Source organism: Aeromonas hydrophila subsp. hydrophila ATCC 7966 (assembly GCF_000014805.1).
GTDB classification, from domain to species: Bacteria; Pseudomonadota; Gammaproteobacteria; order Enterobacterales; family Aeromonadaceae; genus Aeromonas; species Aeromonas hydrophila.
The window spans coordinates 4,616,597-4,636,917 of record NC_008570.1 but is presented as its reverse complement, the minus strand read 5'-3'; the positions used below and the strand labels follow the sequence as shown (position 1 = coordinate 4,636,917).

Here is a 20,321-nt window from a genome sequence, read left to right as displayed (position 1 = left end):
GGAAGGTGATGACCATGCTTCATCTCAGTGGCAGTTCGTTCTTGATGCCGGGCAATCTCGCCTGGCGACCCCTGGCTGAATACGGCGAAGTGCAGGTGGCCCCCCACGGCCAGTGGTTGCAGACCCTGATGCACCAGAGCGTCGATGCCGCGGCCGGGACCCACATCATCATCTGGCTGTGGGAAGATCTGGTGCCTGCCCGGACCCTGCAGGAGTGGGGCCGTCTGGCGCAGGACGATCAGCAGCTGGCGGTTGCCGCCTTCGTCGACGCGCTCTGCCAGCCTCTGTTGCAGTATCTGCAGCGCCGCCCGCAGGATCATCTGCTGGTGGGGGCCTGCAGCCATGCCCCGCTCTGTGTCTATGGCCCGGCCCCTGCCGTGCTCGCCGCGCTGGCCAGTGCGTTCGAGCAGCAGATGGCCCGCCTGCGCCTGCAGCAACCCGGCCTGGACGACCTGCACCTGCCGCTCTGGCTGCAACAGCATGGCCGCCAGCACTGCTTCGATCGGCGCAACCTCTATCTGATGTCCTGCCCCTTCTCCATGGCCGGTCTGGCCAGCCTGGCGCAGTGGATTCTCCCCTTGCTGCAGCGGTTGCAGCAACCCGCCCACAAGGTGCTGGTGCTCGACTGCGACAATACCCTGTGGGGCGGCGTGGTCGGCGAAGACGGTGTCGGCGGCGTCCTGCTGGGACAGGACGGGATGGGCCGGCTCTACCAGGCCTTCCAGCAGGCGGCCAGCCATTGGCACGGGCAGGGCATAGTGCTGGCGCTCTGCTCCAAGAATCTGGCGGACGATGTGTGGCGGCTGTTTGACGAGCATCCGGGCATGGTGCTGACACGAGCGCAGATCGCCGCCGCCGAAATCGGCTGGGAGCCCAAATCCCAGGGGCTGCGGCGGCTGGCCGCCCGCCTCAATGTCGGGCTGGACAGCCTGGTCTTCTGGGATGACAGCGAGCTGGAGCGGGCCGAGGTGCGGGCCAACTGCCCCGAGGTGATGGTGATGACCCCGCCGGCCGATCTCTGGAGCTGGCCGGATGCCCTGCTGACGCTGCCAGCTCTGTGCAGTCGCCACCAGAGCCGGGATGACGGCCTGCGGCAGCACTCCTATCAGGCCCAGGCCGAGGCCGAGGCAGTGCGCCGGCAACTGGGCGACGAGCACGTCTTCCTGCGGCAATTGGCGCTGCAGGCCGACTGGCAGCCGCTCTCGCCGGGCAACCAGTTGCGAGCCGAACAGCTCAGCCAGAAGACCAATCAGTTCAACCTCTCCGGCCGCCGTTATCAGGCGGCGGAACTGGCCCGGCTGGCCGCCGAGGGGGGCGATGTCTGGCTGGCCGGCCTGCGAGACCGATTCGCCGATCACGGCATGACGGCGCTGCTGGTGGTGCGCCCGCTCGAGGAGGGCAGGGCGCTGCTGGATACCCTGGCCATCAGCTGCCGGGTACTGGGGCGCGGCTTTGAATACTGGCTGCTGGCGCAACTGGCAAACCATCTGCGGGCGCAAGGCGTAACCGAGCTGGTCATCAGCCTGATTGCCACCACCCGCAACCAGCCGGCACGGGATTTTCTGGCGAGCCTGCCAACCCGGCCGATAACCACTCCAGCGGGGTTGCTGCCGCTGGCGGACGAGCTGTTCCTCAGTCTGGATCTCTGCTCTCTTTCTCTCCCGTTTTTGGAGTTCTATGCCAATGAATGACCTTATCGCGCTGGCACACCAGCAGTTCCCCCAGGCCAGCGTCAATGCGCAGTCTGCCCTCGACAGTTTTCCCGAGTGGGATTCTCTGGGTCACTTCAACCTGCTGTTGCTGGTGGAACAGCACTATGCCGTGCGGTTCGAGCCGCACGAGCTGGCCGAGTTGAAGAGTCTGGCCGACATTCAGCAAGCCCTGCTGCGCAAAGGGGTTGCCGTGTGAAACAGGCACTCGAGCAGGCGCTGACCGAGCTGGGGATCCCCAGAGGCGGCGCCCTGATGGTGCACTCGGATGCCATGGTGGTGGCCCAGTTTGCCGGCATGGGCAACGCCGCGGGTATCGCGGCCTTCTGGACATGCCTCGAGCAGTGGCTGGGCGGACACCTGCTGGTGCCGACCTTCAGTTACAGCCCGATGGCGGACGAGTGCTTCGACCCCGCGCAGACCCCGAGCAAGGTGGGCTTGATGACGGAGCTGTTCCGCCAGCGTGAAGGGGTGGTGCGCACGCGGGATCCCGTCTTCAGCATGGCGATCAGCGGCCCGCAGGGGCCTGCGCTGGTCGAGCGGGAGTGTCACGACTGTTTCGGTCAGGAGAGCCCGTTCGGCTGGCTGGCGGAGCAGGATGGCTGGCTGCTGGGGCTGGGTTGCCACCCCGACCGCATCACCTTCACCCACTACGTGGAGCAGCGGCTGGCCGTCTCTTATCGCTATCACAAGATGTTTGCGGGCCAGGTGCGCGTCGATGGCCGCGTGCGGGAGTGGCAGGCGGATTACTATGTGCGCGACCTGTCGCTGGCCAGCGAAATCGACCTCTCCCGACTGGTGGCCCTGCTGCAGGAGCGGGGTGCCTGGCGCCAGACGCTGTGCCAGCGGGTGCCGGTCTGGGCGGTGTCGTGCCGCGACTTCATCCTGGCTGCCAGCGAGTTGCTGGCGGCGGCCCCATACGCCCTGATCCGGGCGGGAGGAGAACCCCATGCAGTTTGATCACATCGGACTGGTGGTGCCGGACCTGGCTAGCGGTGTGGCCTATTGCCGCGACGTGCTGGGGCTGAGCCGCTTCTCGGTTGCGGTGGAAGATCCGCTGCAACGGGTCTGGGTGCAGTTCGTGCATGACGACCATGGCCTCTGCTACGAGCTGGTCGCCCCGGCCGGCGAAGAGAGCCCGGTCGCCCAGGTGCTCAAGACCCGGCGCAACGTCATCAACCACCTTGCCTATCGGGTGAGCAACCTGCAGGAGAGCGCCGAACGGCTGCGCACACAGCGCCACCTGCCCCTCGGGCCCAGCCAGCCTGCCATCGCGTTTGGCGGCGCCCACGTCCAGTTTTTCCTGAGCCCCCTTGGCCACATTGTCGAATTGATCGAGGCATCCACCCCATGAGTTTTTCACCCAAGAGTGGCTATCTGCCCACTGACTGGGACGACCAGGCACAAGTCGGTGAGCAACTGCATCGACTGCTCACCCTGCTGTTTCCGCTCAACCGCAGCCTGACCGGGGACGGGGTACGGCAGTCGCTGGCCCTGTGGCGCGAGCACTGCCTGCCCGAGCTGCAGATCCATGAAGTGGCCAGCGGCACCGAGTGCTTCGACTGGACCGTGCCTGACGAGTGGAACGTGCGGGAGGCCTACATAGTGGGGCCGGATGGACGCAGGGTGGTGGACTTCCAGGATCACAACCTGCATCTGGTCGGTTACTCGGAGCCGGTGCGCTGCACCCTCTCACTGGCCGAGCTGCAGCCCCATCTTCACTCTCTGCCCGAGCAGCCGGACGCCATTCCCTATGTGACCTCCTATTACAAGCGCCGCTGGGGCTTCTGTCTGCCCCATCGGCTGCGTGAGGCGCTGCCGGAGGGAGAATATCAGGTGGTGATCGATGCCACCCTGGCACCGGGCTCGCTCACCTATGGCGACTGGGTGTTACCGGGGGAGAGCGAGCAGGAGATCCTGCTGTCGAGCTACACCTGTCACCCCTCCATGGCCAACAACGAGCTTTCCGGCCCCTGTGTCGGCGTCTTCCTGATGGCCTGGCTGGCCTCCCTGCCAAAGCGCCGTTACAGCTATCGATTGATGCTGGTGCCCGAAACCCTGGGGGCCATCGTCTACCTCTCCCGCCATCTGGACCACCTCAAGCAGCACACCCTGGCCGGCTTCAACCTGACCTGCCTGGGCGATGAGCGCAGCTACTCCTTCCTCCCTTCCCGCCAGGGCAACAGCCTGGCCGATCGCATCGGTCGGCATGTGCTTGGCCACCTGGCGCCGGGTTACAAGGCTTACAGCTTCCTGGAGCGAGGCTCCAACGAGCGTCAGCTGTGCGCCCCCGGCATCGATCTACCGGTCACCTCGGTGATGCGCAGCCGATATGGCTGTTATGCCGAATACCACACCTCGCTCGATGACCTCTCACTGGTGACGCCGGCCGGTCTGGCGGGCGGCTTCATGGCGCTGCGCCGTGCTATCGAATGTCTGGAGCTGGACGAGCGCTGCGAGGTCACCGTGCTGGGCGAACCCCAGCTCGGCAAGCGGGGGCTCTACCCGGATTTGTCGACCCGCTATTCGGGCTGGCAGGTGCGGGAGATGATGAATCTGCTGGCCTACAGCGACGGCAAGCTGACCCTGTTCGAGATCGCCGAGACCATAGGAGCGCCGTTCTGGCGGGTGGAGCCGCTGGCGCGGATGCTGCTGGAGGCCGGGCTGCTGCGTCGCCTCAGCCCGCAACCGGACTACTCGATCACCAGATAGGCCGGCTCTGGGTAATCACCAGCTCGGCCGCGGGCAGCGGGCTGGCGTGCAGCAGCTCGCTGAAGGTCTGGCGGCGTGACAACTCCTACTCGGAGGCGTTGGACATGGCCTTGATCATCAATGGTCTCCTGTGGGGGGGGCGCCGGCCGGGGTCGACAGGCAGTGCACCACTTCATATTCGAGGTAGTCGGCCAGTCCCAGCCAGTCCTGGCGTTCCTGGCACTGCAGCAGGGCGGCTACCAGTCCGGGTGGCAGCTTGCCCTGTTCGGTGAGCACCTCTTGCAGCAGTTCCGGCAATGCCTGACTCGCGGCGACCGACTGCCCCAGCCGAAACTGGTGCGCCAGGGTGGTGAGGCGGGTGATCTGGCCGTCTTTCATTGCACGTACTCCGGGTGATAGTGGCAGCCGGCGATCTCAGCCCCCTCCCTGCTGCAGTTCCAGAACTGCACCTCGGGGTGGCGCGCTATGTAGCGCTCGAGCTCGGTGCGGTAGGCGGAAAAGTTCGGATTGGTCTTGACCCGCCGGCCATGGCCGTCGAGGGCCCAGCTGAGGGCCAGCGCGGCGCTGGGGCCGAGCGCACCGTCGGCCCAGCCCGAGTGGGTGAGCTCGCCGGGAAAGGCGAAGTCGGTGCCCAGCAGGATGACCTGGCGGCAACCCATCTGCACGGCGAGATCCACGGCGGGATGAATGACGCTGCCGCCCGAGTGCAGCACGCCCTTGGGGAGCGTCTGCCGCAGCGGCTGATACATGGGGCTGCGGGAGTAGGCTGTCTTGCGCGGCCCCTGCCAGGCCAGCAGGGCTGCCGTGGGAACCGTGGGGTAGTAGACCAGGGTGGTCTGGGCCGACTGGGCGGCGGGCAGCCGGTTGCCGTCGATGGCGTCATCTATGGTGACGACGATGTCGGGCCGGATGCCGTGGCCAAGCAAGAAGGCCAGCGCGGTATCGACGCTAATCAGCAGGTAGTCCTGCCGACGACTCTGCAGCTGGGCCTGCAGGGTGGCCAGGTTGTGTTGCAGGGTCGGGCCGCTCGCCACGATCAGGGCCTGCTTGCCCTGGGCCAGACCGAACAGGGACGCCACATCGCCGTCGCCGGCTACCAGTTCACGGTTTTCGGCCAGCCGCCGGGTGACGCCGGGGTGCTCGGCGTCGAACCTGGCCCGGGCGAACGGCAAGTCGATTTCACTCACCAGCCGGTCGCGGATGCGGGCGGCGGCATCCTCCACCAGCAGCAGCTCGGGCGGCAGGGCGAAGAAGGGCAGCCGCACCTCCCCCTCGTCGCCGGCCATCATCAGCTCGACCCTGGGATCCGTCAGCCAGTCCTGCTGGTCCAGCAGCCGCAGCACCAGGGCAAACAGGGCGCCATTCATGATCTTCACTTCCAGCCGCTTGAGGCTGCTGCGCCCCAGCAGGGCGCGCGGCAGATCGCCGAGCCCGGTGCCGTAGAGGTGCAGCACAGCTTGCTCGGGCAGGCTGGCGGCCTGCAGTTCGGCCTCTTTCACCCGATCGTGCCGGCTGGTGAGCTGGATGCCATGGAGGCTGAGGGTGGAGCCGAGCCCCTCGGTCAGCTCGGCAGGCAGGCTTTCCACATCCTGTGCCAGCAGGCGGGGCCAGAGGGCGGGCCAGCGCTGGCTGATGAGTCTGCCGTGCTGGTTGAAGAGATCATCACTCATCGTTGTCTATCCACTCCCAGCTCAGCGGTTGGTTGGCGCTCAGGCTGCGGTTGACCCGCTTGCCGATGAGCCGATCGTAATCGGCCGGGGGCAGGCCGAGGGCGGGGCGCACTGACTTGATATGCGCTGCGGTGAGCACCTCGCCGGCTGCCATCTCCTTGACCAGATAGAGGGAGCGGCGAAACGCACGGTTGCCCTGTTCACTGGCGGTGAGCTGGTAATCGGCCACCCCGAGGGCGGCATGAGCGGTATTGACCGAGGCTACCAGCTCGGTGAGTTCGGCCGGTTCCATGGAGAAGGCGCAATCCGGCCCGCCGTCGGCGCGGGCCAGGGTGAAGTGTTTCTCGATGAGGGTGGCCCCGAGCGCAGTGGCGGCGATGGCCGTGGCCGATCCCAGGGTGTGATCGGAGAGCCCCACCTCGACCCCGAAGCGCTGGCGCAACATGGGGATGGTACGCAGGTTGTATTCGGCCGCCGGCGCCGGATAGCCGCTGACGCAGTGCAGCAGGGCCAGCTGGCCGTTGCCGTGCTTGAGCGCCATCTCGACCGCGGCGGCGATCTCGGCCTCGTTCGCCATGCCGGTGGACATGATGAGCGGCTTGCCGGTCTGGGCGGCGTAGCGGATAAGGGGCAAGTCCACCAGCTCGAAGGAGGCGATCTTGTAGGCCGGGCAGTCGAGGGATTCCAGCAGATCCACCGCGCTGAAGTCGAACGGGCTGCTGAACACCGTCAGTCCCAGCTCGCGCCCCTTGGCAAACAGGGCCTGATGCCATTCCCAGGGGGTGTGTGCCCACTGGTAGAGATCGTACAGGTTGTGGCCATCCCAGAGGCCGCCATGGATCTGGAACTCGGGCCTGTCGCTGTTGAGGGTGATGGTGTCGGGCCGGTAGGTCTGCAGCTTGACCGCACTGGCCCCGGCCTCCTTGGCGGCGGTCATGATGGCCAATGCGCGATCCAGGTTGCCGTTGTGGTTGGCCGACAGCTCGGCGATCACATAGGGAGCCTGCGCCGGGCCGATGGATTGATGGGCGATCTGCATCTGTGTTCAGACTCCTGTGCCAAGTTGCCAGCCTTGCGGCGCCGGCTGCCAGGGGGCAGGGGGCGCTATCTGCGGTGGCTCGGCAAGATAGAGGGGAAATTGGGAGAAAATTGTCTGCAAGCGATGTGCCAGCTCTTGCCACTCTGTGGGCTGAAGTGGCCGGGTGGCCTGCCATGTCAGCTGCTGGCCGCTCAGGGTCAGGGTGAGTAGCGGCTGGTCATCATGGCGTAGTTGCCACTGTTGGCCATCTGGTAACAACTGATAATCCGATTGTTGCAGCAACCGGGCGGTGAGCCGATCCAGCCCCAGCCCGTCCACCTGCTGCTGGCCACGGCGGCGGTAGTCGTCTGACTGTTGCTCCAGCCGTTGCAGAGCCTGCAGCAGCCGCTCAGGCTCGGCCAGCTCGCTCAGGGTCAGCCGCTCGGCCAGCTGAAAGCGGGCGATCACCTGGTCGTTGAACTGCTGGTTGTCGACGATGGGCACTGCCAGGGTCGGCAGGCCGAGACAGGCCCGCTCCCAGGTCATGCCGCCGGCGGCGCCGATGGCGAAGTCGTGCCGGCTCATCAGGTCGGCCATCTGGTCGCTCTGGCGCAGCAGCGCCAGGTCGAGGTCGGCCAGCTCGGCCACTCTCTGCTCCAGCTCGGGCCAGAAGGGATTGGCGCCGCCCGCCACCAGGGTCCACTGGATGGTGCGGGCCCAGGGCAGCCGGGCCAGGCTGTTGAGGGTGACGAGGCAGGCGCCGGCCGGGTCGGCACCGCCAAAGCAGACAAGGCCCCGTTGCCACTGACTGGCGTGTGGCCGCGCCAGCTGGCGATAGGCGGGGCGCAGCAGGGCATAGTCGGTGCCCAGCAGCAGCTGGCAATCTGCGGGGGTGAGCGGCTGGTAATCGGCGGCGCGGCGCAAGGGGCCCTGATCCAGCAGCAGCTGGCAGTGGTGCGGTCGGTCGGCCAGATCATCGATTACCAGCACGCGGCGGCAGTGGGCGGCCAGCTGGGTTTCGAGCCGCCGGTCAATCCGGTAGTGGTCGACGATCAGCCAGTCGGGCTGCAGGCGGGGCAGGGCGCCGGCGTCATCGAGCACGCTCAGGGGATGATGGTGATGGGGCCGCAGCAACGACAGCAGGTGCGCCGGTAGATCGTGGCAGAGGAAGTGGCACTCGGCCCCGGCGGCGTGCAGCCGATCGGCGATGGCCAGGCAACGCATCAGGTGGCCCAGCCCGATCTCGGCGCCGGCGTCGAGCCGGAAGGCAACTTTAAACGTCATCTTGGGCCAGTACTTGATAGAGCAGTTCGGCCAGGTGCCAATCTTCCGGCGTGTCGATGTCGACCACCCTGTGCCTTGGCAGTATGTGGCCAATCCCTTCTCCTCCCACCGGGCTGATCCCTCCCAGCCAGGCCGCGCGGCTGCCCCAGTAGAACTGGCCGGCATCCTGATAGGCGGATTCCAGATCCTGGGAGCGTTTCGCCATCTGCTCCGGCCAGAACGGCGTGACCCTGCCTTGCGCGTCCATGCGTACCGCCCGCTGGATCGGGAAGCCGAATTCGGCCACCGTGTAGACGAAGGGAGCCTGGCTGGCGAGCAGGCGAGCGTGGGCGGCGCGCAGGTCGGCAGCCTGGATCAACGGCACGGTGGCATAGATGCAGCAGTAGTGCTCTGCCTGGATGCCGAGCTGGTCGAGCCGCTGGATGGTGTCGATCACCACAGGGGTGGTGCCGGTATGGTCATCGGCCAGCGCGGTGCCCCGCAGGAAGGGCACGTCAGCCCCGAGGCGACGGGCCACCTCGGCGATCTCCGGGTCATCGGTGGAGACCACCACCCGACTGAAACAGCCCGAGTCTCTGGCCGCCTCAATGGCGTAGGCAATCATGGGCAAGCCGCAGAAGGGACGGATGTTCTTGCGGGGAATGCGCTTGCTGCCGCCCCGTGCCGGGATGATGGCGATGGCCATGATGCTCTCTCCCTGAGGAGCCCGACGTGGTCGCCGGGCCGGATAATTGATGACAACTCGTTGATTATTTTTGAGATTATACCGAGTTTTCATCTTATATTATTGAGCTTTGCTACGGAATTGCCCGGCGATGGTCGATAACATGGGCAAGTGATGGGACGTCATTGGTATTGAACATGAGTTATGGTGTCGAATTGCGCCCGCTCCAGCCTTGGGATCTGCCCACTCTGCGACGCTGGCGCAACCAGGACGAGGTGCGGTTGCAGATGGTGGAGCAGGCGCTCATCTCCCCCCGCCAGCAACGGCAGTGGTTCGTCAGCAGCCTGGAACGGCCTGACCAGCAGCACTGGGTGCTCTGGTGCCGTGGCCTGCGGGCCGGCTACGTCAACCTGAAAGGGGAGACGAGGCAATCGCTGCAGGGGCAGCCGGTGGCCGATGCCGGCCTCTATCTGGGCCGCTCCAGCGTGCGCCACCCCATGTTGGCCGTCGCCGCCGCCCTGTCACAGCTCGATCAGGGCTTCGATACCTTTGAGCTCGGCTGCATCCGCACTCTGGTGCGCACCGGCAATGACGCCGCTTTGCGACTCAATGCGCAGCTCGGCTATCGCCAACAGGGGCAACAGGGCGACTTCATCGCCCTCGAACTGCAGCCCGCCGACTATTATGCCGCCCGAGAACGGCTACGGAGATTTTTCAGATGACTACAGCGTTGGAACAGGTTTTTGCCGATGCCCTCGGCATCGACGTCGGCAGTATCAGCGACCAGCTGGCCTACAACAGCATTCCCCAGTGGGACTCTGTCGCCCACATGGGCCTGATCGCCCAGCTGGAGGACTGCTACGGCGTGCTGCTCGATACCGATGACATCATCGACATGAGCTCGGTCGCCAAGGCGCGGGAGATCCTCGCCAAGTACGGGGTCGCCCTCTGATGCAGGGGCTGCTGCAAGGCAAGCGGGTGTTGATCACCGGCGCCGGGCGCGGCATCGGGCTCGCCATTGCCCGGTTGTTTGCCGCGCAGGGGGCCGAGCTGTGGCTGGCGGGGCGTGACGAGGCGGCCCTGAGCCGGCTGGCCGATGAACTCGGCGCCGAGTTCGGCGTGCCTTGTCACTATCTCTGTGTCGACGTGGCGCAGCCGCAGGCAGTCAAGCAGGCCTTTCAGCAGCTGTTTGCCCAGACGCGCCAGCTGGACGTGCTGGTCAACAATGCCGGCATTCTGGAAGAGGGGCTGCTCGGTATGGTCAACCAGGCCCAGCTGGAGCAGACCTTCAGTCACAACACCTTCAGCGTGGTCTATTGCAGCCAGTATACCGCCCGCCTGATGCAGCGCAGCGGTGGCGGCAGCATCATCAATTTGGCCTCCCTGATGGGGCGGGTCGGTGCCGCCGGCCTTTGCAGCTATGCCGGCAGCAAGGCGGCGGTGATCGGCATCACCCAGTCGCTGGCCAAGGAGCTGGCCGCCAGCCGGATCCGGGTCAATGCCATCGCCCCCGGCTTCATCGACACCGAGATGGCCCACGCCATCCCGGACGACAAGTTTGCCGAGCGGCTCGCCAGCATTGCCATGGGGCGCATCGGCACGCCGGACGAAGTGGCCAAGGTCGCGCTGTTTCTCGCCTCCGACCTGGCAAGCTATGTGACCGGTCAGGTCATCGGCGTGGATGGAGGCATGACGGTCTGATGGATCACGCACACGCACTGCTCGCCCACCTGCGGGAAGACAACCCGGCGCCGGCCTGGCGCGACCCGCAAGAGGGCTGGCTCTCCTACGGCGAGCTGGCACGGCGGGTGGCGCGGCTGGCGGCCAGCTATCCGGACGAGCGCAGCCTGGTCTATCTGCCCTTTTTCACCCGCACCGCCCACCTGCTGCACTATCTTGCCGCGCTCAAGCTGGGGCATGTCGTGATGCTGGCAGACCCGGCCCTCCCAACGAGTCAGCGCGATGCCAGCTGCCGGCAGTTTGACGTGAGCTGGCGGGTCAATGACGCCGGTCAGCTGGAGCGGCTCGCCGCGACGACGCCCACCCTGCACCCGGAACTGTCAGTATTGCTGCCGACCTCGGGCAGCACCGGCAGCGCCAAGTGGGTGCGGCTGTCGGGACGCAATCTGGCTGCCAACGCCACCTCCATCGCCGACTATCTGGCGCTGATGGCGGCTGAGCGAGCCATCACCAGCCTGCCGCTGTACTACTCCTACGGCCTGTCGGTGCTCAACAGCCATCTGCTGGTGGGCGCCTCCCTGGTGCAGCACGAAGGGAGCGTGCTGGAGCGCGACTTCTGGCAGCAGGTCGACTTGCACGAGGTGAGCAGCTTTGCCGGGGTGCCCTTTACCTATCAGATGCTGGCCCGACTGCGCTTTGACTGGGCCCGTTACCCCTCGTTGCAGACCCTGACTCAGGCGGGCGGGCGTTTAGAACCCGCGCTGGCGCAGCAGTTTGCCGAGCAGGCCTTGCGGCTGGATCGGCGCTTCTTCGTCATGTACGGCCAGACCGAGGCCACCGCCCGCATGGCCTGGCTGGCGGCGCCCGAGGTGGCCGCTCATCCGGATGCCATCGGTCGTGCCATTCCCGGCGGCCAGTTCGCCTTGCGCGCGCTGGAGGGGGGCAAGCCCGGGGAGGGGGAGCTGGTCTATCGCGGTGACAACGTCATGCTGGGTTACGCCGTTACGGCCGAGGATCTGGCGCTGGGCGCCCAGCTGCAGGAGCTGGCCACCGGCGATCTGGCCCGTTGCGATGAGGCGGGCCGCTACTACATCTGCGGCCGGCTCAGCCGTTTTCTCAAGCTGTTTGGCAAGCGGGTCAGCCTGGCGGAGGTCGAGAGCCAGCTCCATCGTTGGGGCTGGACAGGGGCCTGCGGCGGGCGTGACGACTGCCTGCTGGTGGCTATCGAACCTCGCGGTGACCAGACGGCCGACGGCTTGCAACGCGAGCTGGCGCAGTGGCTGCAGGCCCCGCCGCGCGCGGTGCTGGTGGTGCAGGTGCCACAACTGCCGCGCACAGCGAATCACAAGATTGACTACGCCGCCCTGGCCAGACTGGCGAGGGAGGCGTGATGGAGCACTTGCTGAGCGCGCCGGTCTTCGCGCTGCCCCAGGCTGCCAAACAGGCGCAGCTGCTGGCGCGGCTCAACGCGTTGACTGCGCACCATCAGGCGCACTGCACGGCCTATGACAATGTGCTGCAAGCCTTCGGCTGGACGGCCGCGGCGACCGACTACGATGCGCTGCCCTACCTGGCGGCCCGGCTGTTCAAACTGGCCCAATGGCAGAGCGTGCCGCAGAGCGAGGTGTTCAAGGTGCTCACCTCGTCGGGCACCACGGGCTCGCCATCACGGATCGTGCTGGACAGGGAGACCGCCGCTCTGCAGAGCAAGGTGCTGGTGAAGATCCTGCAGGAGTTTGTCGGCAAGCAGCGCCTGCCCATGCTGCTGGTGGAGCAACCCGCCCTGATCCAGAACCGCAGCGGCTTTTCGGCGCGCGGCGCGGGCGCGCTGGGGCTCTCCTTCCTCGGCCGTGACCATACCTATGCCCTCGACGAGCAGATGCGGCCCAACTGGCCGGTGATAGAGGCCTTTTGTGACAAATATGCCGGCCAGCCGGTGCTGCTGTTCGGCTTCACCTTCATGGTCTGGCAATGCCTGCTGGAGCCGCTGCGTGAGCGCGGCCTGCAACTGCCGCTGACACAGGGCATTTTGTTTCACAGCGGCGGCTGGAAAAAGCTGCAGCATCTGGCAGTGGACAATCCCGCCTTCAAGGCCCGCTGCCGTGAACAGCTGGGGCTGGGTCGGGTGCACAATTTCTACGGCATGGTGGAGCAGGTGGGCTCCATCTTCGTCGAGTGCGAGCAGGGTCACCTGCATGCTCCTGTGTTTGCCGATGTACAGGTGCGCGATCCGCTCACCCATCAGCCGCTCGGGATTGGCAGTCCAGGCCTGCTGCAGGTGCTCTCCGCCATTCCCGGCAGTTATCCCGGCCACAGCCTGCTGAGCGAGGATCTCGGCGTGCTGCTGGGAGAGGATGACTGCCCTTGTGGCCGCCATGGCCGTTATTTTCACGTAGCGGGACGCCAGTACGGCGCCGAGGTAAGGGGATGCAGCGATACCTTCGAATGACCCCGTCCGGGGTGACCACCGGGCACTGGCAGGAGGGGCCGGCGGTCAGCTTCGTGGCGCCGGCTGCGGGCTGGCCAACCTTCTGCCCGCAGCCGCTGCCCTGCTTTGCCCCCGTCATCTGCGACTTCGTGACGGCGCTGTCGGCCCGCCTGCAACAGGAGGGGCGTCGTCATCCCGATCTGGCCGCGTTCGGTTTCTGGCTGCGGCCGCGCCAGCTGGCCAGAGAACAGCAGCGCTTGCAGGGACGGGGGCCGCTGGGGGTCACTTTTCACCTGGTGCCCTCCAACGTGCCGACGGTGGCCTTCTACTCCTGGTTGATGGCTCTGTTGATGGGCAATCCCTGCGTGATGCGGCTGTCGTCACGCCGCGATCCGCAGCAGGAGGCCATGCTGGCGATCCTCAACGAACTGTTCAGCCTCGGTGAATGGCAAGAGATCGCCGCCCGTACCCGCTTCATTCGCTATGACCACGATGAGGGCATTACCGCCTGGCTGTCGGCGCGCTGCCGGCTGCGCATCATCTGGGGCGGCGATGAGACCATTCGCCAGGTGCGGGCCATTCCCCTGGCACCCACGGCGCAGGAGGTGGTGTTTCCGGACCGCCGCTCGATGGCGGTACTCGACAGCCGCTGGCTGGCCGGGCTGGAGCCGCAAGAGTGGCAACGGATGCTGGATGCCTTGCAGCAGGACTGCACCCGTTTCAACCAGCAGGCCTGCGCCTCGCCAACCACCCTCTGCTGGCTGGGTGAGCCCGACGAAGGGCTGCGCCACCGCTTGCTGGAAGCCCTGTTTGCCCCCTTTGCCGCCGATCCCGCCCTGGCGATGGAACGACTGATCCACAGTCAACAAAATGCCGCCGAGCAGGGGGCAATGAAGGTGACCGGCTTGCCCGGCGTCACCTTATTGACTCCGACCAGCACGTTGCGGCTCGCACACGTCGGAGGAGGTACAGTTGCCGAATTTGTGGCCGATACCCTGAATGAGCTGCTGGCACAGCCCTGGGACATGCAGACCTGCGTCTGGGTTGGCGGTGACAGGGGCGGGGTCGAAGCGGCGCTGCCGACTGCCCCCACCTGCCGGATTGACCGGGTGGTGGCGCCGGGACAGGCGCTCGCATTCGAATGGCACTGGGATGGCATCGACATGCTGCAACTGTGCAGCCGTGGCCTCAGCCGACGCGAATAATCGGGTGTGGCTCACATAAATCCAGCAGCTTCAATGGATTAGCTTGGTCAGGCATACCTCTTGCAGTAAAACCTGACAGAGAGGGAGAAGGGTTGACAGGGACCGTGCGGTAGCCTTGCCCATTTTCTCCCATCCGCTTCTTTTCTATTCATTTTCCCTTGGATTTCCCTATGAAAGTCAGCGTATTGGTGCCCGTCTACAATCTGGCGCGCTTCATCGAACCCTGCCTGCTCAGCCTGCTCGAGCAGCAGACGGATTTCGAGTTCGAGGTGATCGCCATCGATGACGGCTCGAGTGATGACTCCTGGTCCATCATGCAACGGCTGGCACGGCAGTGGCCGGGATTGCGTATCTTGCAAAACAAAAAAAACAAAGGGGTGTGCCTGACCATACGTGCTTTGCTGGAACAAGCTCGGGGAATGTACATGGTTTATGTCGATGGAGATGATTTGGCTCTTCCCGGCAAGCTGCAGGCGCTGACCAATCATCTGGATAGGAATCCCGATTGTGGTTTCGTTTATCATGAGGCTGAAGTATTTGATAGCGACTCAAATCGTACCACCTCGCTATTCAGCAGGGATTACTACAACGCGAAATATATCCCTGTGCGAGCGGGTCCGGAACACCTAGTCCAGTACGGACTCTTTTTCAATACCAGTTCCTGTGCTTTCCGTCGGCATGAAAGAATGTTGGATGCAGTGAATCTTGATTGCCATGTAGTGAACGATTACTCCTGGCATATTCTCAATTCATTTTATTTGGGAGGAAGAATAGACCGTATTTCACAGGTGTATGGGCGTTATAGAGTCCATAGCGACAGCATTTGTGGAACTATTCGTGCTTCAGATGAACGTCGTAAGCTTGCCTTGCAAGATATGTTGGCCGCGTGTGACTTGGCATTTGAGGTAGGAATGGATGAGTTGTTGGTGAAAAAGGGGAAAAGCCATCTTTTATTTTCCACTGCGCTGTATTTTTTACGCGCCAGAAACTGGGCGTTGTTTGATTCGCTCATCACGGACTCTGTTCAGTCTCAGTGGTTCTTTGATGAGCGTCATGAATTTGCATGGCAGCATAGGAATGAACCGGAACGGGTGTTTAATAAAGTTTTTGGCTAATTTGACATTGTTTCAATAGCTGAGTTAGGTAATGATATGAGAAAAATAATTCATTCTGCTTTCTGTATTGATGATTCTTTTGCTGTTCACCTAGCGGCCCTAATACATAGTTTAGGAAAACACCTCAGTCATGACCTTCAACTACAATGTCATGTTCTAGCCAGGCTGAGTGAGACAAATAAATTTAAGCTATCAAAGCTAGAGTCAGAAAACTTAGTGATTAAGTTTTATGATAATCTACCAGATTATAAAGATATTCCCATCAGCAACCTCTATAATAATAGGTTGAATGAAGTCACCTATTATAGATTTGCGATTCCACATATTTTGAAAAGCATTGATAAAGTTTTATTTATCGATTCCGACATGATTGCTCTGGGAGATATCAGCCCGCTTTGGTCGATAGATATGGGGGATGCAATCGTTGCCGTTGTATCTGATCACATATTGGGATGTGATAAGAAAAAACAACTGATGCGAGGAATATCCTCAGGAAAGTATTTCAACGCAGGCTTTATGCTAATGAATCTCGATAAATGGAGAGCCAAAAATATCAGTGAACAAGCATTGCGCTTACTGATTGAGAATAATGGCTTTGAGCATAATGATCAGGATGCATTAAATATTGTTTTAGAAAACAAGACGGTTTATATCGATAACAAATGGAATGCCCAGCCCAATCATCTTGCGCAGAATAATTTTCTACCCATTTTGGTTCACTTCTGCGGTCAGGAGAAACCTTGGCATATATATTCTAATCATCCCTTTAAAGGTAGTTATTTGGTGAGTCGCAGAGAGACTGATTATGCTAATGAACCGTTGCAGTCATACCTTGATGATCATGACATTGAAATATTGTCTAGGTTGAGGCTTTCATTCCCTGATGGAGCACGTATAGGTGTTTGGGGAGCTGGGCAAAGAGGGCGTAGGTTGTGTCATGAAATATTAACAAATATGACATCATATTCTATTGAATGCCTTGTCGACAAGGTTGTAGTTGGCGATTTTATGGGGGTAGGAATAAGGGCGTGTCTTGTCGATATAAGTTCAATTGATGTGGTGATAGTAGCATCACTTCCGCATCGTGAAGCAATAATAGAAGAAATTAAATCGAAGTTTGGAATTTTGTATATATGAGAAATTGTCCAATGGCGGGTCAATAAATTAATATTTATCGTTGAGTGTCAGATTGAGCTAATATGACAGTTGTCATCACCTTTGTTTTATTAAGAGTTATTAATTCTCGAAGGAGTTTCAGTGACATATCGTTCAATCCGTTATCTAAGTTTAGGGGAGAGATTCCCTCAGCTATAAACTAGTTTTTGCATGAAGAGCGTTTATCAATGAGTTGTTATTTTTACTTGCCAGTACTCATCTCATGTGGGCCTTGGTGGATCAGAGTAAGAGTAATGAAGGCAGCACCTTTCTATTAGTGTATTACTTTTCTTACGCTCCGCTTCTGTCAGTGCAAGAGGCATATCAACAGTGGGTAAGCTCTGTTAGAGCAGTGAGATGGTTGGAGTTATCTGGTTTTAATTATTGGTCATCATAGCCGTAGGTTACTTTGAGGAATCTGAAATAGATATTAAAAATGAGTCTGCAAGACTATGGAATAATACCTGATTTGTTAGGCTTGGATAGGTGATATTATTATCTACTCTACATTGCTATAATAATATTTATGAGTAGCTGCCACATGTTGTTCATGGTCACCGAAGGCACTACTTATAGAGACTCTGCTATTGAGCAGCTGGGACTATTAGAATCTCAGCTGCATGTAATGAAAAGCTTCATTAATTAATTGCTTCGATGATGGCGTATACCAAGCTCTAAAAGTAACAGCACAAGCAGCAAGGCCGGCGATATTAATTAACGCATATCCAAGTGAGGTTCGACAGCTCACCTCATTATTAATACCAATAGTTATCAAGGCCCATGATGAAGACAAATTAAAAATTCACAAGCATGAGGAGGAGACGAGAGTAGCAGACAACGGTTTCTCAAATCATTGTAACTCATGATAAAATAGGTGAATATTTGATGGTTATAATAACGCCAAGATCTGTCATATGCTACTGTAAAAAGAAGAAGGATCAAGCTATTATCTGCACCATCTCAGTAAAGCATGCTCAATATTTACCACATTGTTCATCATACATATAAGCAAGTTTATGGAACGTTTTTAAGAGCACAGTAAGCTTATTGTTGTGATCCCACTTCGCTTATCGTTTTCTCATGATAAATGTTGGATTCCCTTATATTTTATAAGACAGTCTGCCAAGGATTCAGGGATGTAGCGATTATCTATTCTAGATAAAGCTTTATTTTGTTGTTTGAAAACTTTAGAGGTGTTATGTTAAATATATGCGTAATTGCTTGCGTTAATCTAAAGACAAAAGGTCTAATTGGTGTAAGAAAAAAAGTTTACGCGCAGAGCATTCATATGTCAAAGAATAACGTAAGCATTTCTCTATTGTGTATGGATGGCTCGGACATTATCTTGACTGATTTTGTTGATGGGAGAGAAACAGGGCGGGAAACGCTTTATCGTCATACCCCATATGGGGATGAAATTTTTTTCGAGAAGGTTGTGTATTTAATAAGAAAAGGAAAAATAAACGCCGACAGATGGTATATACGATACTGTGTTCTTAATGATCACTCATTGGCATTGCTTTCAAAAGTTGCAGCCGAAAAAGCTACTGTTTATTTTGAGATCCCAACATACCCATACAATGGTGAGCTGACAGATGAACAATTAGTAGTTGATGTTGAAAATCAAAAGATGATAACACCTTATGTTACGGGTGTATTTTCTCCTTCATGTGAAGATGGAGATGTTTTTCTTGGCAGAAAAATAATAAAAACAGGAAATGGCGTCCAATTTCTTGATTTTAACACAAGCCCAGTAAGAAAAAAAATTGATAAAGAGTTTAATCTTATTGGCGTAGCCTTTCTAGCTTTCTGGCATGGCTATGACAGAATAATTAAGTCACTCAAAGATTTTAAAATTAAAGTGCCAGATGTGCGATGTCGTTATTATGTTATTGGTGAAGGACCAGAAAAAAATGAATTAATCAGAATTGCTGAGAAATATGATGTTATGGACATGGTTGAATTTTGCGGTTCTGTAGATGGTGATGATTTAATTGAACTTTATAACAAAGCTCATTGTGGTGTTGCATGCTTAGGGTTGCACCGGCGACAAGGAAGAAATATTAAAACAGAGCCGCTAAAGGTCAGGGAGTTTATGGCTGCTGGACTACCATTTATTCTAAGTTATCAAGATAGCATCGATTTCTCAAATCTCCCAGGTGTTTATCGTGTAAGTGATGATGATGCTGACGTCGATTTGGTTAATATATTTAATCAATGTAAATCCTTTTATATATCAGATGCAGAACATATATTACGAGACTTTGCAAAAAACAACTTCGACTGGGGGGTTTTCATGAAGAATCAAGTTGATCGGATTGTTAATAACCAATAGAGATCTTGACCAATTATTTTTGGGTGGTTGGAAATGAAATATTCACTGTTGAAAAAAATTTATGATAGAGATGCTATCGTTGCTATTATTGGCCTTGGGTATGTAGGTTTGCCACTGGCGCTTTGTTTCTGTAATAAAGGTTTTAAAGTGATCGGGTTTGATGTTGATCATGAGAAAACTGACATGCTTAAAAATGGGTTTAGCTATATTTCTCATATAAAAAGCTCAGAGGTAGTAGCCGCCGTTTCTGATGGCCTAAGCATATCTAACGACATCAGCGATACTCGTATTGCTGATGTCGTTATAATTTGTGTTCCTACGCCATTAAATAAACATAGAGAACCTGATATATCTTTTGTCATTAATGCGATTGATGGAGTAAAACCTTATCTGCACAGCGGCCAGTTAATATCTTTGGAGTCAACAACATACCCAGGTACTACGGAGGAAGAGCTACAGCCTAGAATAGAGTCGAGGGGGCTAACAATAGGGGAAGATATTTTTTTAGTGTTCTCTCCAGAACGGGAAGACCCTGCCAATCCATTTTATACTACCTCTACGATTCCTAAGGTGTGTGGGGGAATAACAATACATTGCTTAGACGTTGGTGTTGCCCTCTATCAGTCGATAATAGAAACAGTGGTCCCTGTATCAAGTACCCGTGTAGCAGAGATGACAAAACTATTAGAAAATATTCATCGAGCGGTCAATATCGGTTTGGTTAATGAGATGAAAATAGTTTCAGATAAAATGGGTATTGATATATTTGAGGTGGTTAAAGCTGCGGCAACCAAGCCGTTTGGCTATGCTGCATACTACCCTGGCCCTGGTTTGGGAGGGCATTGTATACCTGTAGATCCATTTTATCTTTCATGGAAGTCAAAGGAGTATGGGATACATACAAGATTTATTGAATTAGCTGGGGAAGTGAATGCCGCAATGCCCGATTGGGTTATTAGTAAAATTGTATTTGCATTGAATGAAAAATTTAAGTCCATTAAGGGTAGTAAAATTTTAGTATTGGGCGTTTCTTACAAAAAAAATGTAGATGATATAAGAGAGAGTCCGTCAATCCACCTAATGGATAAGCTATCTCGTCTGGGGGCTTTAATATCATATAGTGATCCTTATGTGCCGAAAATTGAGAATATTAGTGAGTATCAAGTGGCTATGAGTAGTATAAATTTATCGGCTGAATCCATATCAGGCTATGATTGTGTTTTGGTTGCCACTGACCATGATGATTTTAATTATGATATGATAAAAATGTGCTCTCAATTAATCGTTGACACCAGAGGCCGTTTTATTGAAGATGGTGATTTGGTTATACGAGCATAAATATAAAA

Annotated in this window: 20 protein-coding genes; 15 read left to right on the top strand and 5 right to left on the bottom strand. The window is 58.3% G+C overall.

Going from position 1 to position 20,321, the window contains the following annotated elements; genetic code table 11:
• The first annotated feature begins 8 nt into the window (after positions 1-8).
• Genes AHA_RS21145 through AHA_RS21125 form a run of 5 tightly spaced genes read left to right on the top strand, consistent with a single transcriptional unit; the run spans position 9 to position 4,421 of the window.
• Complete coding sequence (locus tag AHA_RS21145; RefSeq protein ID WP_164927772.1) at positions 9-1,691, top strand: HAD-IIIC family phosphatase; 1,683 nt, start codon at positions 9-11, stop codon at positions 1,689-1,691.
• Complete coding sequence (locus AHA_RS21140; RefSeq protein WP_011707844.1) at positions 1,684-1,908, top strand: acyl carrier protein; 225 nt, start codon at positions 1,684-1,686, stop codon at positions 1,906-1,908. The genes AHA_RS21145 and AHA_RS21140 overlap by 8 nt, the downstream gene beginning before the upstream one ends.
• On the top strand, positions 1,905-2,669 hold the full coding sequence (locus AHA_RS21135) for an AAC(3) family N-acetyltransferase (RefSeq protein ID WP_011707843.1): 765 nt from the start codon (positions 1,905-1,907) through the stop codon (positions 2,667-2,669). The genes AHA_RS21140 and AHA_RS21135 overlap by 4 nt, the downstream gene beginning before the upstream one ends.
• The gene (locus AHA_RS21130) at positions 2,659-3,063 is read left to right on the top strand and encodes a VOC family protein (RefSeq protein WP_011707842.1); all 405 of its coding nucleotides are present in this window, start codon (positions 2,659-2,661) and stop codon (positions 3,061-3,063) included. The genes AHA_RS21135 and AHA_RS21130 overlap by 11 nt, the downstream gene beginning before the upstream one ends.
• Positions 3,060-4,421, top strand: a complete 1,362-nt coding sequence (locus tag AHA_RS21125) for a DUF4910 domain-containing protein (RefSeq protein WP_011707841.1) — start codon at positions 3,060-3,062, stop codon at positions 4,419-4,421. Before AHA_RS21130 ends, AHA_RS21125 begins: the two co-directional genes overlap by 4 nt.
• Before the next feature lie 117 nt (positions 4,422-4,538).
• On the opposite strand, the gene AHA_RS21120 is transcribed toward AHA_RS21125, so the two are convergent.
• From AHA_RS21120 to pseF, 5 genes are read right to left on the bottom strand one after another with little or no spacing between them, the layout of a single operon-like run.
• Positions 4,539-4,799 carry a hypothetical protein gene (locus AHA_RS21120; RefSeq protein WP_011707839.1) on the bottom strand — a complete coding sequence of 87 codons (261 nt, stop codon included), beginning with the start codon at positions 4,797-4,799 and terminating at the stop codon, positions 4,539-4,541.
• Positions 4,796-6,091 (bottom strand): motility associated factor glycosyltransferase family protein, encoded by a 1,296-nt coding sequence (locus AHA_RS21115; protein ID WP_011707838.1) that lies wholly within the window; start codon positions 6,089-6,091, stop codon positions 4,796-4,798. The genes AHA_RS21120 and AHA_RS21115 overlap by 4 nt, the downstream gene beginning before the upstream one ends.
• Positions 6,084-7,130, bottom strand: a complete 1,047-nt coding sequence (pseI, locus tag AHA_RS21110) for a pseudaminic acid synthase (RefSeq protein WP_011707837.1) — start codon at positions 7,128-7,130, stop codon at positions 6,084-6,086. The genes AHA_RS21115 and pseI overlap by 8 nt, the downstream gene beginning before the upstream one ends.
• A 6-nt stretch (positions 7,131-7,136) precedes the next feature.
• The gene (gene pseG, locus AHA_RS21105) at positions 7,137-8,393 is read right to left on the bottom strand and encodes a UDP-2,4-diacetamido-2,4,6-trideoxy-beta-L-altropyranose hydrolase (RefSeq protein ID WP_011707836.1); all 1,257 of its coding nucleotides are present in this window, start codon (positions 8,391-8,393) and stop codon (positions 7,137-7,139) included.
• Positions 8,383-9,078, bottom strand: a complete 696-nt coding sequence (gene pseF / locus AHA_RS21100) for a pseudaminic acid cytidylyltransferase (protein ID WP_011707835.1) — start codon at positions 9,076-9,078, stop codon at positions 8,383-8,385. The genes pseG and pseF overlap by 11 nt, the downstream gene beginning before the upstream one ends.
• Before the next feature lie 164 nt (positions 9,079-9,242).
• Between pseF and AHA_RS21095 the strand changes: the two genes are divergently transcribed.
• From AHA_RS21095 to AHA_RS21050, 10 genes are all read left to right on the top strand, one after another.
• Entirely contained in the window at positions 9,243-9,779 is a 537-nt protein-coding gene (locus AHA_RS21095; protein WP_011707834.1) for a GNAT family N-acetyltransferase, read from the top strand.
• On the top strand, positions 9,776-10,009 hold the full coding sequence (locus tag AHA_RS21090) for an acyl carrier protein (protein WP_011707833.1): 234 nt from the start codon (positions 9,776-9,778) through the stop codon (positions 10,007-10,009). Before AHA_RS21095 ends, AHA_RS21090 begins: the two co-directional genes overlap by 4 nt.
• Positions 10,009-10,758: an SDR family NAD(P)-dependent oxidoreductase gene (locus AHA_RS21085; RefSeq protein ID WP_011707832.1), complete on the top strand. Its 750-nt coding sequence runs from the start codon at positions 10,009-10,011 to the stop codon at positions 10,756-10,758. The genes AHA_RS21090 and AHA_RS21085 overlap by 1 nt, the downstream gene beginning before the upstream one ends.
• Entirely contained in the window at positions 10,758-12,128 is a 1,371-nt protein-coding gene (locus AHA_RS21080; RefSeq protein ID WP_011707831.1) for an AMP-binding protein, read from the top strand. Before AHA_RS21085 ends, AHA_RS21080 begins: the two co-directional genes overlap by 1 nt.
• Positions 12,128-13,186, top strand: a complete 1,059-nt coding sequence (locus tag AHA_RS21075) for a LuxE/PaaK family acyltransferase (RefSeq protein ID WP_011707830.1) — start codon at positions 12,128-12,130, stop codon at positions 13,184-13,186. Before AHA_RS21080 ends, AHA_RS21075 begins: the two co-directional genes overlap by 1 nt.
• Entirely contained in the window at positions 13,183-14,370 is a 1,188-nt protein-coding gene (locus AHA_RS21070) for an acyl-CoA reductase (protein ID WP_011707829.1), read from the top strand. Before AHA_RS21075 ends, AHA_RS21070 begins: the two co-directional genes overlap by 4 nt.
• Before the next feature lie 170 nt (positions 14,371-14,540).
• Complete coding sequence (locus AHA_RS21065; RefSeq protein ID WP_164927770.1) at positions 14,541-15,485, top strand: glycosyltransferase family 2 protein; 945 nt, start codon at positions 14,541-14,543, stop codon at positions 15,483-15,485.
• 36 nt (positions 15,486-15,521) lie between these two features.
• Positions 15,522-16,622, top strand: a complete 1,101-nt coding sequence (locus AHA_RS21060; RefSeq protein WP_011707827.1) for a glycosyltransferase family 8 protein — start codon at positions 15,522-15,524, stop codon at positions 16,620-16,622.
• A 1,306-nt stretch (positions 16,623-17,928) separates the two neighbouring features.
• Positions 17,929-18,975, top strand: coding sequence for a glycosyltransferase (locus AHA_RS21055; RefSeq protein ID WP_237701933.1), 1,047 nt, complete (start codon positions 17,929-17,931; stop codon positions 18,973-18,975).
• A 33-nt stretch (positions 18,976-19,008) separates the two neighbouring features.
• The gene (locus AHA_RS21050; RefSeq protein WP_011707825.1) at positions 19,009-20,313 is read left to right on the top strand and encodes a nucleotide sugar dehydrogenase; all 1,305 of its coding nucleotides are present in this window, start codon (positions 19,009-19,011) and stop codon (positions 20,311-20,313) included.
• Positions 20,314-20,321 lie beyond the last annotated feature (8 nt).